Genomic DNA, 13,916 nt, shown 5'->3' on the forward strand with positions numbered 1-13,916 from the left:
CCTGTCCGCCGACGCCGTCGCCGCCCGCTGGCGCGACGAGTCCCGCCGCCTCCGGGCCGCCCTCGCCGGGCCGGAGGCGCCGCCCGCGGCGCCCGAGGAGGACGTCTCGGCGGGCCCGTTCGCGGGGGACGACGCGGTGGCGGGGGCGGTGGTCGCGCTCGCGTTTCCGGAGCGGGTCGCGCGGGTCCGCGCGGACGGCGGGCGCGACTACCTGATGGCGTCCGGGACGGGCGCGGCCCTCGCCGACGGGTCGGCGCTCGCCGGGGCGCGGCCCCGGTGGCTCGCGATCGCGGCGGCCGACCGTCCCGCGGGCGCGGCGTCGGCGCGGATCCGGCAGGCCGTGGTGATCGACGAGGACGTCGCCCGGTTCGCGGCCGCGCCCCTCGCGGCGTCCGGCGAGGAGGTCGCCTGGCGGGACGGGGACGTGGTGGCGCGGCGGGTCGAGCGGCTCGGCGCGATCGAGCTGGGCGCGCGCCCGCTGCGCGACCCCGATCCCGAGCGGGTGCGGGCGGCGCTGCGCGACGGGGTCCGCGCGCTGGGCACGAGCGCGCTGACCTGGACGCCCGCCGCGCGGTCGCTCCGCGAACGCCTCGCGTTCCTGCACCGGACGCTGGGGGAGCCGTGGCCCGCGGTGGACGACGACGCGCTGCTCGGGCACGTCCCGGACTGGGCGGCGGCCGCGGGCGCCCGCGACCGCGCCGGCCTCGCCCGCATCGACGTGGCGGCGGCCCTGCGCGGCCTGCTCCCGTGGGACCTCGCGGCGCGCCTGGACGAGCTGGCGCCCGAGCGGATCGAGGTGCCGTCGGGCTCCCGGATCCGCGTGGACTACGCGCCGGAGCAGCCGGTCCTGGCCGTGAAGCTGCAGGAGCTGTTCGGGTGGGACGCCGCGCCCCGCCTCGCGGGCGGTCGCGTGCAGGTGGTGGTGCATCTGCTGTCCCCGGCGGGGCGTCCCGCCGCCGTCACCGCCGACCTCGCGTCGTTCTGGCGGGAGGGGTACCGGGCGGTCCGCGCCGAGCTGCGCGGCCGGTACCCCCGCCATCCGTGGCCCGACGATCCGGCATCGGCCGTCCCGACGAGACGAACCGGCCGCCGCCGCTGACGCGCCGCCGGACCGTCCCGCGAGCCGGGCGGACGGCCCCGGACCCGCGTGCGGTGGCGAACGCCCGGGTGAACCGTCCGGGCGGGCCGGACCTCCGTAGGCCCGGCGGCCGTCGAGTTCTTCCGTTTGACGGAACCTCGGCTGACGTGCGCGGGCGCCTCCCGACATGGTCGTCGTGACCAGACGCCGTAGAACGCCGGAGGGGCCGAGTGGCCGGGGACAACGCCATCGAGACCGAGGTCGTCGTCGCCGAGAGGACGGATCTGGCCGACGGCATCGTGGGACTGACCCTGCGGGCCGCGGACGGGGGCGCGCTGCCGCCGTGGCGGCCCGGCGCGCACATCGACGTGCTGCTCGGGGACGACGTCGTGCGGCAGTACTCGCTGTGCGGCGACCCGGAGGACGGGACGTGGCGGCTGGGCGTGCTCAAGGAGGGGCCCGGCTCGACGATCGTGCACGAGCGGATCCGCCCCGGGGACCGGCTGCGGACGCGCGGGCCCCGCAACAACTTCGCGCTCGAGGACGCGCCGCGCTACCTCTTCCTCGCCGGCGGCATCGGCATCACGCCGATCCTGCCGATGGCGGCGGCGGCCGAGGCGGCGGGCGCGGACTGGCGGCTGCTGTACGGCGGGCGGCGGCTCTCCGCGATGGCCTTCCTCGACGAGCTGTCCCGCTACGGGGACCGCGTCGAGGTGCGGCCGCAGGACGAGTCCGGGCCGCTCGATCTGGACGCCGCGCTCGCCTCGGTCGAACCGGGCACGCTCGTGTACTGCTGCGGCCCGGAACCGATGATCGCGGCCGTGGAGGAGCGCTGCGCGGAGCGGGCGCCCGGCGCCCTGCGCACCGAGCGGTTCGCCGCCCGGCCCGACACCGGCCCGCGCGAGGCGTTCGAGGTGGAGCTCGCCCTGAGCGGCAAGACGGTCGAGGTCCCGGCGGGGTGCTCGATCCTGGAGGCCGTCGAGAAGGCGGGCGTCGACGTCCTCTCGTCGTGCCGCGAAGGGACCTGCGGCACCTGCGAGACGCCCGTCCTGGAAGGCGAGCCCGACCACCGCGACGCGGTCCTGACCGACGCCGAACGCGCGGACGGCGGCTTCATGATGATCTGCGTGTCCCGCTCCCGGGGCCCCCGCCTCACCCTCGAACTCTGAGGGGAGGCGGGGCCTCGACGCGCGGTGCCGCGGGCGCCTCGCACGAACGCCCGTGCGGCACCCGAGCGCGGCCCCGTACCCGCCCGGCGGCGTAATGCCCGGCGGCCCAGTGCCGTCGGGCGGGGCGGCGGATCAGTGCGGGAGATGGCCCGGTGACGGACGACGGCAGCCCGATGAACGCGTACGGTTCGTCCTCGGCGGCGCGCCGGTCCAGCATCGCGGCGGTCTCCGCGCGGACCCGTTCGGGCGGGCGCCCGCCCTCGGGCTCGTGCGAGTTCACGATCATGGCGTCCGACTGCGCGGTGGCGGTGTTCGGCGCCGCGCCGGCGCGCTGCTGAGCGCGGTGGACGGAGTGCTCATGCCGCACGGCGTGCCGTGCCCGTCCGAGGCGGTGCCGGTGCAGGAGGCGTTCTGGTGGCATGCCGTGCACGCGCACGGCGCCGCGCACACCTGGCTGCGCGAGGTCGCCGCCCGGACGGGCGCCGCGTCCGGCGGCGGATCGGCGTGACCGAACCGGTTTCGGGACGTTCTCAGCGGCGAACTCCCGGGGAGGGACGCGCGTTGCGAGGGGGGAACCGATGGAGACCGAGATGATCGTCGAGATCCCGCGGGGATCGCGGAACAAGTACGAGATGGATCACCGGCTCGGGCGGATCCGGCTGGACCGCATGCTGTTCACCTCGACGCAGTACCCGGTGGACTACGGCTACATCCCGGGCACCGTCGCCGAGGACGGCGACCCCCTCGACGCGATGGTCCTGCTGGAGGAGCCGACCTTCCCCGGCTGCCAGGTGACCGTCCGCAGCGTCGGGGTCTTCTGGATGCTGGACGAGCACGGCCCGGACGCGAAGATCCTCGGTGTCCCGGCACGGGACGTCCGCTACGAGGGCATCCGCGACCTGCGGGACGTCCACGCGTACATCCTCGACGAGATCGGCCACTTCTTCGACATCTACAAGAGCCTCGAGCCGGGCAAGAGCGCCGACGTCCGGGGCTGGCAGGGCCGGGAGGTCGCCGACCGGGAGATCGCCGACTCGGCCGCGCGCGCGAAGGGCTGACCCGCGGCGGGGCGGGCCGTCAGAAGAGGGTCGGCGGACCGGCGGGCTCCGGCTCCGGCAGCGGCTCGAGCCCCGGCACCAGCGCCCGCACCTCGTCGTGGAAGCGCCGGGCGAGCTCGGGGGCCTCGGCGTTGTCCGGCGTGTGGACGAACACGGTCGGCGTGCGGCCCTCGCGCAGCCACCCGGCGACCGTCGCGACCCACCCCTGCCAGCCCTCGACGGTGCGGCCCGCGTCGTCGCGGCCGAGGTAGCGGACGATCGGGCGCCCGGTGAGCGCCGCCGCGCGCCGCGGCATCCGCGGCTTCTTCGTCCACGCGTCGCGTTCGGCGTCGCTGGTCGGCGGGCTCCGGAACAGCGTCGTGGTGTCGAACGGCACCCATTCGGTGCCGGTCTCGGCGAGCGCGCGCTCCAGGAGCGCCGCCGCCCGGGGCTCCTCGAAGAACGCGCGGTGCCGCACCTCGACCGCGTACCGGTGCGACGCGGGCAGCCGCCGCAGGAACCGCGCGAGCGTCCCGACGTCACCCGGCCCGAACGACCCGGGCAACTGCACCCACAGGGCGTGGGCGCGCGGCCCGAGCGGCTCGACCGCGTGGAGGAACGCGCGCAGCTCGTCGTCGGCGCCCGCCAGCCGGCTCCCGTGCGTGACCGGTTTGGGCAGCTTCAGCACGAACCTGAAGTCGGGGGGCGTCTGCCGCGCCCACGACTCGACCGCGTCCCTCGACGGGGTCGCGTAGAAGGTCGTGTTGCCCTCGACCGCGTTGCACCACGACGCGTAGGCGCGCAGGCGCTCGCCGGCGGGCAGCGCGCGGGGCAGGTAGCGCCCCTGCCACGGGGCGAGGTTCCACATCGCGCATCCCACATGAAGCCGCACGGCCCCGACGTTATCGTGCGAGCCCGCCACCGGGCGTCCGCCGCCTCGGCCGGGCGGTCAGGCGCGGCCCCGCCACCGGGCGATGTCGGTCTGGTCGGCGTCCGGGCCGAGGTCCTCGGCGGCCGCAGCCCACAGGTCCACGGCGGCCCGCCCGAACGCCAGCGGCTCGCCCTGCGCCTCCGCCAGCTCGGCCGCGATCCGCATGTCCTTGAGCATCAGCGACAGGCCGAAACCGGAGTCGTGGCGGCCGGTGAGGACGAAGTCCGGCCACTTGACCTCGGTGGAGGCGCAGCGGCCGCTCGACGCGTTGATCGCCTCGATCATGACCGCCGGGTCGAGCCCGAAGCGGCTCCCCGCCCGCACCACCTCGGCGGTCGCCAGCAGGTGGGAGGCCGACAGCAGGTTGTTGAACGCCTTCAGCGCGTGCCCGGCCCCGACGCCCCCGGCGTGCACGACGGTGCGGCCCAGCACGTCCAGGAGCGGGCGGACGTGCTCGACGTCCGCGGCGGCGCCGCCGGCCATGACGGTGAGCGTACCGCCCCCGGCGCCCTTCACCCCGCCGGACACGGGGGCGTCCACGAACGCGACGCCCCGTTCCGCGGCCCGGGCCGCGAGCTTCCGCGTGGACAGGGGACGGCTGGACCCCATGTCGATCAGCGCCGAGCCGGGGTCCAGCGCGTCGAGCAGGCCGTCGACGACGCCCTCCACGATGTCGCTGTCCGGCAGCATGAGCACGACGGCGCCGGCGCCCCGCGCGGCGTCGGCGGGCGACGCCGCGAGCACGAGGCCGTCCGGGAGGTCCCCGGAGGGCGGCACGGGGTCGTGGGCCCGGACCCGCAGCCCGGCCTCCGCGAGCCGCCGGGACATCGGCCGCCCCATGTTGCCGAGGCCGACGAACCCGACCGTCCGGATCGGTGCGCGCCCGCTCATCGTTCCGCCGTCCCGTCGCCGGCGGGCTCGTCCGCGAGCTCGTCCAGTTCCCGGAGCACCCGCTCGGCGATGCGGAACGCGTGCGTCGCCGCCGGGACGCCGCAGTACACCGTCGTCTGGAGCAGTGCCTCGCGGATCTCGGCGACCGTGCAGCCGTTGGTGACCGCCGCGCGAACGTGCACCGCGAGTTCGTGGTCGCGGCCCAGCGCCGTCAGCATCCCGAGGTTGATCAGGCTGCGGGTGCGCCGGTCGAGGCCGTCGCGGGTCCACACGGCGCCCCAGCAGAACTCGGTGACCAGTTCCTGGACGGGGCGGGAGAACCCGCTCACCCCGGCCATGGAGCGCTCCACGTGCGCGCGGCCGAGCACCTCCCGGCGGGTCGCCAGGCCCCGGTCGAAAAGGGACGGGTTCGCGTCGGCGGCGCTCAACGGCTGCTCCTCGTGCGTCGGTGGCTCGTGCGTCGGTGGCTCGTGCTCGGTGGTGAAGGCGGGCGCGCTCAGCCGAGCGCGGCGACGATCTGCGGCAGGTCGGCGGTCGTGCGGATGCCGGGCGCGGCGGCGCAGACGAACGGGACGGCGTTGACCGCCCGGTGGGCGGTGTAGCCGGGGGTGGTCGCGGCCATCCGGTCGAGCGGGACGGGGAACCGCAGGTCGACGTCCAGCGGGGCGTCGCCCTCCACCGCGATGTGCCAGCCGGTGGCGCGGACGTCCCAGTCGGCGTCGAGTTCGGTGGTGCAGTACCAGGTCGCGCGGAAGCGCAGCAGGGCCCGCCCCGCGCGGACGCCGGAGACCGTGACGCGCTGCGCGGCGACGGTCCCGGCCGCGATCTCGCCCGCGGCGATGCGGACCGTGCGCGGCGCGGTCGCGACCTCCCCGGACGCCTCGAGGGAGTCCAGCGGCAGGCCGAGCGCGTCGGCGACGAGCGCCAGGGACGGGCCGAAGCTGACGCGCCCATGGGACAGGCGGCGCTCGTCCATGTCGGCGGGAGGACGGCCGAAGCCCATGACGTCGAACAGCAGTCCGGGGGAGTCGCGCCGCGAGAGGTCGGCGAACTCGCTGATCGTCAGCCGGTCGAGGCGCCGCTGGACCGACGTGAGCACCAGCGGCACCGCCTCGGTGATGAACCCGGGACTGCTGCCGGTGCTGTGGATCGAGGCGCCGCCGCGCTCGCACGCCGCCTCGACCCGCCGGCGGACGTCGGGGTCCATGCTGCCGGGACGGTGGAACTCGCCCCGCGTCGTGACGACGTTCGCGCCCGCCTCGAGCAGCCGGCAGACCGTGTCGAGGTCGCAGGCCGCCGGCATGTAGAGGACGCAGTCGGGGCGCAGCGTCAGGATCTCGCCGACGTCACGGGTGGCGGTGACGCCCGTCGGCCCGGCACCGCACAGGTCACCGGCGTCCTTCCCGGCCTTGGCGGGCGAGTGCACGTACGCTCCGGCCAGGGACAGGGCCGGGTGCTCGATCACCGCCCGCAGCGCCCGCGCGCCGATGTTCCCGGTGGCCCATTGGACGACCCGGTGCCGCGATCGCTCGTCCGCATGGGGGGTCTCCGGCATGTGCAGCCACCTCGCTCTCCAATGACGAGAACGCTAATCTCACTAGGGGAGATGGTCAATGCCGGACCAGTCGAGGGGCTCCGTGCGGCCCTCTCACCTGCGGTGGTCCATGAGGTCCAGGGCGTCGTCCGCGGCGCGCAGGACCGGGCCCGGGGGCACGCCCGCCGCTTCCGCGACGGCGGCCAGCAGCCGCGCGTCCTTGCGCAGCAGCGCCCCCGCGCGGGCCGCCATCGGGTCGAGCGTGCCGCCCGCCGCCGCGACCCGGCCGAGCGCGAAGCTGGCCCCGCTGCCGTGCGCGATCACCTCTGCGAGGCGGGCCGGGTCGACGTCGAGCGACCGGCCCAGGGCGAGGGCGCCCGCGGCCGTCGCGAGGTTCGCGGTGAACAGCACATTGTTGAGCAGCTTGGTGAGCTGCCCGGACCCGAGCGGGCCGAGGTGGACGACCGGGTCGGCGTAGGTCGCGAACACCGGGCGGCAGCGCTCGACGGCCGCGTCCTCGCCGCCCGCCATCACCAGCAGCCGTCCCTCCGCGGCCGCGTGCCCGCCCCCGCTGACCGGCGCGTCCACCACGGACACGTTCCGCGCGGCGGCCAGGTCGGCGAGACGCAGGCAAGTGTCGGGGTGCACCGTGCTGTGCACGACGACCACCCCGCCCTCGGGGAGTCCTGCCAGGATCCCGTCCTCCCCGGCGACGACCTGCTCGACGTCGGCGTCGTCGACCACGCAGACGCAGGCGACGTCGCAGTCGGCCGCCATCGCCGCGGGGGAGGCGGCGGTCCTCGCGGCGGTGTCGGCGAACGGTTCGAGGGAGCCCGGGCGGCGGGCCCACAGCGTCGTCGGGTGCCCGGCCTCGACGATCCGGCGGGCCATGGGCCCGCCCTGGCCGCCCAGCCCGACGAAGCCGACGCGCGCCTTCGCCGCGGACGTGCTCGCGGTCGGTGTCCCGGTCGGTGTCCCCGTCGGTGGGGTCGCTGTCGGTCCGCTCATCGGCGCTCCTTCGGACGGCGTCTCTCGGACGGTTCTGCGGTGCCGGCGTCGGCGGCACGGGCCGCGGCGCCGCGGGCGGCGCGGGCGCGAGGGCTTCCGCGGCGCGCCGCCGTCCGGGTAGACGGGCGGGCCCGTGCACGGGCCCGGTCGCCGGGCCGCCGCCCGGCGCCGGGACGACCGGGAACCCGGTGCTCCTCGCGCCGGCCGGCCGCCCACGGCGAAGAAAAGCAGCCGGGCGCCGGGGCGTCAACAGTGCACGGCCGCACCGCCGGGGCGTGCGGTCACGTCTCGCGACGTCTTGGCGCCGCATCGGCACGGCCTGCGGACGAACGCTCCACGTGACGCCCGGAGGGTGCGCTGACCAGCGTCGATGCGACGCGCGAGAGGGGTGGCGACGTCCCGGCCGGAGGTCGTCCGGAAAGGCTGAATCAACACTTTGAATTGTTGTTCACCTGCGTGACCTATTGCTCAAAACGTTGAGCCTGGCTAGTGTCGCGGTCACCTGAGAGCCCCACCGGGGATCGACGTCGTCCGGGCCGGCCACCGCGCCGCGACCCGCACGGCGACCACGCGCGAACAGGAGCCGCCGATGCGCCTCGGATTCGTCGGAGCGGGCCGGATGGGCCGCCCGATGGTGGGCCGCCTCGTCCGGGCCGGTCACGAGGTCCGCGTGCTGGGCCGGACGGCCGAGGCGCGCGCGGCCCTCGCCGCGGACGGCGCCCGCCCCGTCGCCGACGTCGCGGCCGCCGGGGAGGACGCGGCCGCCGTCCTGGTGTGCGTCTTCGACGACGCCCAGGTCAGGGACGTGTGCCTCGACGGCCCGCTGACGGACCGGATGCCGCGCGGGTCGGTCGTCGTCCTCCACACCACCGGGGACCCGGACACGGCCGAGGCCGTCGCCCGGCGCGCCGCCGCGCGGGGCGTGGAGGTCGTCGACGCGCCCGTCAGCGGCGGCCCGCACGACATCGCGGCCGGGCGGATCTCCCTCTTCGCGGGCGGCGCCGACGACGCCGTGGCGCGGGTCCGGCCCGCGCTGGGCTGCTACGGCGACCCCGTCCTGCACGTCGGGCCGCTGGGCGCGGGCCGGCGGGTCAAGCTGCTCAACAACGCGCTGTTCGCCGCGCAGATCGGGTTGCTGGCCGAGGCGGTCCGGCTGGGCGCGGCGTTCGGCGTCGCGGAGCCCGTGCTGCTCGAGGCACTCGGGCACGGCAGCGCGTCGAGCCGGGCTCTGGCGGGCGTCGCGGCGCGCGGCTCGGTCGCGCGGTTCGCCGAAGCGGTGGGCGGGTTCCTCGGCAAGGACATGGACGTCGTGCGGCGGGTCACCGCCGGGCACGGCGCGGATCTCGGCGCGCTGGGCGGCGGCCTGGACGCGCTGACCGCGGCACTGGACGCCGCCGCGGGCGAGCGGACGAGAACATCCACCGCCGGTTGACCGGAACGGGCGGCAGAACAGGAAAGGGACGGCACCAATGGGACGTGTGGAGGGGAAGGTCGCGTTCGTCACGGGCGCGGGCCGCGGGCAGGGGCGCAGCCACGCGGTGCGGCTGGCCGAAGAGGGCGCGGACGTCATCGCGGTCGACATCTGCCGGGACATCGAGTCGGTCGGCTACGAACTGGCCGGTCCGGACGACCTCAAGGAGACGGCGCGGCTGATCGAGGCCGCGGGACGCCGCGTCGTGGCGGTGCAGGCGGACGTGCGGGACGCCGCGCGGCTCGCCGACGCGGTGGAGCGGGGCGTGCGCGAGCTCGGCCGGCTGGACGTCGTCGTCGCGCAGGCCGGCATCGCGCCGCTGCACGGCGAGCCGCCGCTGCAGGCGTGGACCGACGTCGTCAACGTGAACCTGGTCGGCACGATCAACGCGATCCAGGTGGCGCTGCCGCACCTCGGCGAGGGCGCCTCGATCATCGCGACCGGTTCCGCGGCGGCGCTGATGAACCACGGCATCGTCCAGACGCCCGGGTCGAACCCCGGCGGGGCGGGCTACGCGTTCACCAAGCGGGCGCTGTCGGAGTACGCGCACGAGCTGGCGCGCAACCTCGCGCCGCAGCGGATCCGGATCAACGTGGTCCACCCGACGAACTGCAACACGCCGATGCTGCAGAGCCCGCCGATGTACCGCTCGTTCCGCCCCGACCTGGAGAACCCGACCCGTGAGGACGCCGAGCCGGCGTTCGCGGTGCAGCAGGCGTTCCCCGTCTCCTACGTGGAGCCGGGCGACATCAGCGACACGGTCCTCTTCCTCGCGTCGGACGAGTCGAAGTTCGTGACCGGGATGCAGATGCGGGTGGACGCGGGCGGATATCTGAAGTGGCACGACTACCACGTCTGAAAGCGACGGCGACGATCAGGCAGGAGGAACGAGCGTGAAGGTGCGCGTCGATTCGGAACGGTGCCAGGGCCACACGCTCTGCGCGATGATCGCTCCGGAGGTCTTCGAGCTCCGCGATGTCGACGGCCACTCGCGCGTGGTGCGGGAGGACGTTCCGCCGGACCGGGAAGCGCAGGTCGTCGAGGCGGTCAACTCGTGTCCCGAGCGCGCGATCTCCGTCGACTGACGGCCCGCGTCCGGCTCCCACCGCGATGACCCCGACCTAGAGCCAGTTTGGAGAAGGGCAATATGGGTGCGGATGACGTCGTCACCGACGACGACCGTAAGCAGAATCGGTACCACTTCGACCGGCACGCGCCGGAGTACCGCGGACAGTTCGAGGCGATCACCGAGGAAATGCACGAGAAGTGCCCGATCGCCTGGACCGAGACCTACGGCGGCCACTGGGTCGCCGCGGGCAACCGCGAGGTGTTCGAGCTCGCCCGGTCGGCCGACCGCGTGTCGAACGACCACGACGTGAAGGGGGAGCGGCGCGGATACCAGGGCATCTCCATCCCGGCGCCCGAACGTGGGAAGGGCAGCACCGGCGGCTTCCTGGAGATGGACCCGCCCGCGCAGCGGTACTACCGGCAGGCGCTGAACCCGTACCTGTCCCCGGCCGCGATCAACCGGTGGATCCCGGTGATCGACGAGCTGGTGCGCGCCTGCCTGGACGAGAGGATCGAGAGCGGCCGCATCGACTTCGTCGACGATCTGGCCAACGTCGTCCCGGCGGTCCTCACGCTCGGGATGATGGGGATTCCGATGAAGGACTGGGTCGTCTACAACGAGCCGGTGCACGCCGCCGTGTACACGCGGCCGAACACGCCGGAGGCGGAGCGGGTCGCCGAGCTGCACAAGGAGATGGGCCGCCATCTCGTCGGCCAGTTCTTCGAGATCCAGCGGAACCCGCGGCCGGGGCTGATCGACGAGATCGCCCGGCTCGAGATCGACGGTGCGCCGCCGCCGTTCGAGGACCAGGTCGGGACGCTCGGGCTCATCATCGGCGGCGGGTTCGACACCACGACGGCCCTCACCGCGCACGCGCTGGAGTGGCTCTCGGAGCACCCGGAGGAGCGCGACCGGCTCAGCCGCGAGCGCGACACCCTGCTGAACTCGGCGACCGAGGAGTTCCTGCGCTACTACACGCCCGCGCCGGGCGACGGGCGCACGATCTCCGCCGACTGCGAGATCGCCGGGACCGCCTTCAAGGAGGGCGAGCGGCTCTGGCTGTCGTGGGCCATGGCCAACCGGGACGCCAAGGTCTTCCCCGAGCCGAACACGATCGACCTCGCCCGCAAGAACAACCGGCACAGCAGCTTCGGGATCGGCATCCACCGGTGCATCGGCTCGAACGTCGCGCGCACGGTGTTCAAGCGGATGCTGCTGCAGGTGCTCGACCGGATGCCCGACTACCGCTGCGACCCCGAAGGCGCGGTGCACTACGACACGATCGGCGTCATCAACGGGATGCGCAAGCTCCCGGCCGCCTTCACCCCGGGCGAGCGGCTGGGGGCGGGCCTCGACGAGACCATCGAGCGGATGCAGCGGATCTGTGACGAGCAGCGGCTCGCCGAGCCGGTGACGGTCCGGAAGGCACGGGCCGAGATCGACTGAGGCGCGTCCGCTCCCGGCGACCCCTCCGGGAGCGGGGCACCGGGGCCGGTGCGATCGTCGGCGCGGCGATCGCACCGGCCCCCGGCATGCCCGGGGCGGCCTCCCGCGCGGGTGCCGCCGCGCACCGGACGGCCCGCGCGCGGCCTCGTCCGGCGCGGGTTCCGTCCGGCGGCGTGCGCCCGGTGAGGGGCGCGCGGTTCAGGGGCGGGGCCAGGCCCCTCCGGACAGGCGCTCGATGTCGGTGTTGAAGCGTTCGAGGTACCCGGCGAACGTCTCGACCTCCTCGGCCGTCCAGTCGTGCAGGACCCTCTCCAGGCCCCGGACGATCCGCTCCCGTTCGTCGTCGAGGCGGCGGGCGCCCTCCTCGGTGACGCGGAACTTCCGGGCGATGCCGGCACCGGGGTCGGCGATGCGCTCGACGAGCCCGGCGCGCAGCATGGCGGACGTCTGCCGGTTCAGCGTGGACTGGTCGAGCCGGAAGACGTCGCTGAGCTCCCGGATGGACATCGGCCCCTCCAGCCGGATCCGGCTCAGCAGGATGTAGGCGCTGCGCTCCAGCCCGCCCGTCTCCTGGCCGGCCCGCCGGACCGTCGTGAGGGTGTGCCGCGTGAGCAGCATCGTCTCGAACTCGACCCGTTCTATGGGCTTGTCCACGCCGGTCCTTCTCTCGATCACTGCGCGCTCGCCGGGAGTCCGTCCCCGCACGTCAGCATGCTTATCACAGGGATGTGCATGCTGCATAAGTTGTGCATATGACACATTGTATGTATGTTGCACACGCTGAATCGTTCGGACAACGAGGGGTGTGTGCAACGTGGAGGACTCCACGGCCCGGGGGCGCTCCGGGGGAATCGTCGGCGTGCTCGCCGTGGCCGGTATCGTCGCGTCGCTCATGCAGACGCTGGTGGTGCCGCTGATCGGCGAGCTGCCGCGGCTGCTCGGCACCAGCGCGTCCAACGCCGCGTGGGTGGTCACCGCGACGCTGCTGGCGAGCGCGGTCGCGATGCCGGTGACGGGGAAGCTCGGCGACCTGTACGGCAAGCGGCGGATGCTGCTGATCCTGATGATCCCGCTCATCGCCGGGTCGGTCGTCTGCGCGGTCTCCGGGTCCGTGGTCCCGATGATCGTCGGGCGGGGGCTGCAGGGCGTCGGCATGGGCATGATCCCGCTCGGCATCAGCGCGCTGCGCGACCTGCTGCCGCCCGAGCGGCTGGGCTCGGCGATCGCGCTGATGAGCTCGTCGATGGGCATCGGCGGCGCCTTCGGGCTGCCGCTCTCCGCCGCGGTGATCGAGAACACCAGCTGGCGCGCGCTGTTCTGGGGTTCGGCCGCGCTGAGCCTCCTGGTGGCCGTGACGATCTGGTTCCTGGTGCCGGACGTCCCCGCGCGCGGCGGCGGGCGCATCGACCTCGTCGGCGCCGTCGGCCTGGGCGCGGGGCTGGTGTGCTTCCTGCTCGGCGTCTCCAAGGGCGGCGACTGGGGGTGGGCGAGCGGCACCACCGTCGGGCTCCTCGCGGCCGCGGCCGTCCTCTTCGCGCTGTGGGGCGCCTGGGAGCTGCGGACCCGCGAACCCCTCGTCGACCTGCGGGTCACCGCGCGCCGCCCGGTGCTGCTGACGAATCTGGCCTCCATCATGATCGGCTTCGCGATGTACGCGCAGGCGCTGATCGGGCCGCAGCTGCTGCAGATCCCGGAGGCGGCCGGGTACGGGCTCGGCCAGTCGATGCTGGCCGCCGGGCTGTGGATGGCCCCCGCCGGCCTGATGATGATGCTGATCTCCCCGCTCGGCGCCCGGCTGTCGGCCGCGCGCGGCCCCAAGGTCACCCTCTGCACCGGCGCTCTGATCATCGCGGCCGGTTACGGCGGCTCCGTGGCGATGATGGGATCGCCCTGGGGCGTGGTGGCCTTCACCTGCATCATCAGCATCGGCGTCGGCTTCGCCTACGGGGCCATGCCCGCGCTGATCATGGGCGCGGTGCCGCACTCGGAGACCGCCTCGGCCAACAGCTTCAACACGCTGATGCGCTCCATCGGCACCTCGGTCGCGGCGGCGGTGGTCGGCGTCGTCCTGGCCGAGATGACCGTCACGCTGGGCGGGCACGCGCTGCCGTCGGAGAACGGCTTCCGCGCCGGCCTGCTGATCGGCTGCGGCGCCGCGCTGGTCGCCGCGCTGGTCGCGCTGACGATCCCGGGCCGCCCGGCGCCCGGCGGCGCCGGCGAACGGGCCGCCGGGGGCGCCGTCCCGGCCGGGACCGGGCCCGCCTCGAAGAGCTGACGCCCCG

At 74.9% G+C, this 13,916-nt stretch carries 16 protein-coding genes; 9 read left to right on the forward strand and 7 right to left on the reverse strand.

What is annotated here, in order from left to right; translation table 11 throughout:
- The coding region (locus ACFQ11_RS16115) for an ATP-dependent helicase C-terminal domain-containing protein (RefSeq protein WP_378299203.1) at positions 1 to 1,099 on the forward strand (1,099 nt) is incomplete at its 5' end.
- 209 nt (positions 1,100 to 1,308) lie between these two features.
- Positions 1,309 to 2,247, forward strand: coding sequence for a PDR/VanB family oxidoreductase (locus ACFQ11_RS16120; protein ID WP_378299205.1), 939 nt, complete (start codon positions 1,309 to 1,311; stop codon positions 2,245 to 2,247).
- Here ACFQ11_RS16120 and ACFQ11_RS16125 read toward each other — a convergent pair.
- A complete protein-coding gene (locus ACFQ11_RS16125; RefSeq protein ID WP_378299207.1) occupies positions 2,231 to 2,614 on the reverse strand; it encodes a hypothetical protein in 384 nt (127 codons plus the stop codon). The two genes, ACFQ11_RS16120 and ACFQ11_RS16125, sit on opposite strands and share 17 nt — an antisense overlap.
- Here ACFQ11_RS16125 and ACFQ11_RS16130 point away from each other — a divergent pair.
- Entirely contained in the window at positions 2,606 to 2,755 is a 150-nt protein-coding gene (locus tag ACFQ11_RS16130) for a hypothetical protein (RefSeq protein WP_378299209.1), read from the forward strand. The genes ACFQ11_RS16125 and ACFQ11_RS16130 overlap by 9 nt on opposite strands.
- A 70-nt stretch (positions 2,756 to 2,825) precedes the next feature.
- The gene (locus ACFQ11_RS16135; protein WP_378299211.1) at positions 2,826 to 3,305 is read left to right on the forward strand and encodes an inorganic diphosphatase; all 480 of its coding nucleotides are present in this window, start codon (positions 2,826 to 2,828) and stop codon (positions 3,303 to 3,305) included.
- Between the two features lie 19 nt (positions 3,306 to 3,324).
- Here ACFQ11_RS16135 and ACFQ11_RS16140 read toward each other — a convergent pair whose 3' ends face one another.
- From ACFQ11_RS16140 to ACFQ11_RS16160, 5 genes are all read right to left on the reverse strand, one after another.
- Positions 3,325 to 4,176: a DUF72 domain-containing protein gene (locus tag ACFQ11_RS16140; RefSeq protein ID WP_378299213.1), complete on the reverse strand. Its 852-nt coding sequence runs from the start codon at positions 4,174 to 4,176 to the stop codon at positions 3,325 to 3,327.
- 57 nt (positions 4,177 to 4,233) lie between these two features.
- A complete protein-coding gene (locus tag ACFQ11_RS16145; protein ID WP_378299215.1) occupies positions 4,234 to 5,106 on the reverse strand; it encodes an NAD(P)-dependent oxidoreductase in 873 nt (290 codons plus the stop codon).
- Positions 5,103 to 5,534 carry a 4-carboxymuconolactone decarboxylase gene (gene pcaC, locus ACFQ11_RS16150; RefSeq protein WP_378299217.1) on the reverse strand — a complete coding sequence of 144 codons (432 nt, stop codon included), beginning with the start codon at positions 5,532 to 5,534 and terminating at the stop codon, positions 5,103 to 5,105. Before pcaC ends, ACFQ11_RS16145 begins: the two co-directional genes overlap by 4 nt.
- 68 nt (positions 5,535 to 5,602) lie before the next feature.
- Positions 5,603 to 6,661, reverse strand: coding sequence for an NAD(P)H-dependent amine dehydrogenase family protein (locus tag ACFQ11_RS16155; protein WP_378299219.1), 1,059 nt, complete (start codon positions 6,659 to 6,661; stop codon positions 5,603 to 5,605).
- Between the two features lie 93 nt (positions 6,662 to 6,754).
- Entirely contained in the window at positions 6,755 to 7,648 is an 894-nt protein-coding gene (locus ACFQ11_RS16160) for an NAD(P)-dependent oxidoreductase (RefSeq protein WP_378299221.1), read from the reverse strand.
- A 589-nt stretch (positions 7,649 to 8,237) separates the two neighbouring features.
- Between ACFQ11_RS16160 and ACFQ11_RS16165 the strand changes: the two genes are divergently transcribed.
- From ACFQ11_RS16165 to ACFQ11_RS16180, 4 genes are all read left to right on the forward strand, one after another.
- Positions 8,238 to 9,080, forward strand: a complete 843-nt coding sequence (locus ACFQ11_RS16165) for an NAD(P)-dependent oxidoreductase (RefSeq protein ID WP_378299223.1) — start codon at positions 8,238 to 8,240, stop codon at positions 9,078 to 9,080.
- Positions 9,081 to 9,117: 37 nt separating this feature from the next.
- Positions 9,118 to 9,978 (forward strand): mycofactocin-coupled SDR family oxidoreductase, encoded by an 861-nt coding sequence (locus tag ACFQ11_RS16170; protein WP_378299225.1) that lies wholly within the window; start codon positions 9,118 to 9,120, stop codon positions 9,976 to 9,978.
- A gap of 34 nt (positions 9,979 to 10,012) precedes the next feature.
- A complete protein-coding gene (locus tag ACFQ11_RS16175; protein ID WP_378299227.1) occupies positions 10,013 to 10,204 on the forward strand; it encodes a ferredoxin in 192 nt (63 codons plus the stop codon).
- A gap of 62 nt (positions 10,205 to 10,266) precedes the next feature.
- Positions 10,267 to 11,634 carry a cytochrome P450 gene (locus tag ACFQ11_RS16180; RefSeq protein WP_378299229.1) on the forward strand — a complete coding sequence of 456 codons (1,368 nt, stop codon included), beginning with the start codon at positions 10,267 to 10,269 and terminating at the stop codon, positions 11,632 to 11,634.
- Positions 11,635 to 11,832: 198 nt separating this feature from the next.
- On the opposite strand, the gene ACFQ11_RS16185 is transcribed toward ACFQ11_RS16180, so the two are convergent.
- Positions 11,833 to 12,288, reverse strand: coding sequence for a MarR family winged helix-turn-helix transcriptional regulator (locus ACFQ11_RS16185; RefSeq protein ID WP_378299231.1), 456 nt, complete (start codon positions 12,286 to 12,288; stop codon positions 11,833 to 11,835).
- A 160-nt stretch (positions 12,289 to 12,448) separates the two neighbouring features.
- Between ACFQ11_RS16185 and ACFQ11_RS16190 the strand changes: the two genes are divergently transcribed.
- Positions 12,449 to 13,909, forward strand: a complete 1,461-nt coding sequence (locus ACFQ11_RS16190; protein WP_378299233.1) for an MFS transporter — start codon at positions 12,449 to 12,451, stop codon at positions 13,907 to 13,909.
- The last annotated feature ends 7 nt before the right edge of the window (positions 13,910 to 13,916 follow it).

The sequence above is a fragment of the Actinomadura sediminis genome (genome assembly GCF_042675525.1).
GTDB classification, from domain to species: domain Bacteria; phylum Actinomycetota; class Actinomycetes; order Streptosporangiales; family Streptosporangiaceae; genus Spirillospora; species Spirillospora sediminis.

Coding starts and splice junctions, on each gene's coding strand:
- ACFQ11_RS16135 (WP_378299211.1), top strand. CDS start 2,826: ATGGAGACCGAGATGATCGTCGAGATCCCGCGGGGATCGCGGAACAAG.
- ACFQ11_RS16170 (WP_378299225.1), top strand. CDS start 9,118: ATGGGACGTGTGGAGGGGAAGGTCGCGTTCGTCACGGGCGCGGGCCGC.
- ACFQ11_RS16155 (WP_378299219.1), bottom strand. CDS start 6,661: ATGCCGGAGACCCCCCATGCGGACGAGCGATCGCGGCACCGGGTCGTC.
- ACFQ11_RS16160 (WP_378299221.1), bottom strand. CDS start 7,648: ATGAGCGGACCGACAGCGACCCCACCGACGGGGACACCGACCGGGACA.
- ACFQ11_RS16180 (WP_378299229.1), top strand. CDS start 10,267: ATGGGTGCGGATGACGTCGTCACCGACGACGACCGTAAGCAGAATCGG.
- ACFQ11_RS16145 (WP_378299215.1), bottom strand. CDS start 5,106: ATGAGCGGGCGCGCACCGATCCGGACGGTCGGGTTCGTCGGCCTCGGC.
- ACFQ11_RS16130 (WP_378299209.1), top strand. CDS start 2,606: ATGCCGCACGGCGTGCCGTGCCCGTCCGAGGCGGTGCCGGTGCAGGAG.
- ACFQ11_RS16165 (WP_378299223.1), top strand. CDS start 8,238: ATGCGCCTCGGATTCGTCGGAGCGGGCCGGATGGGCCGCCCGATGGTG.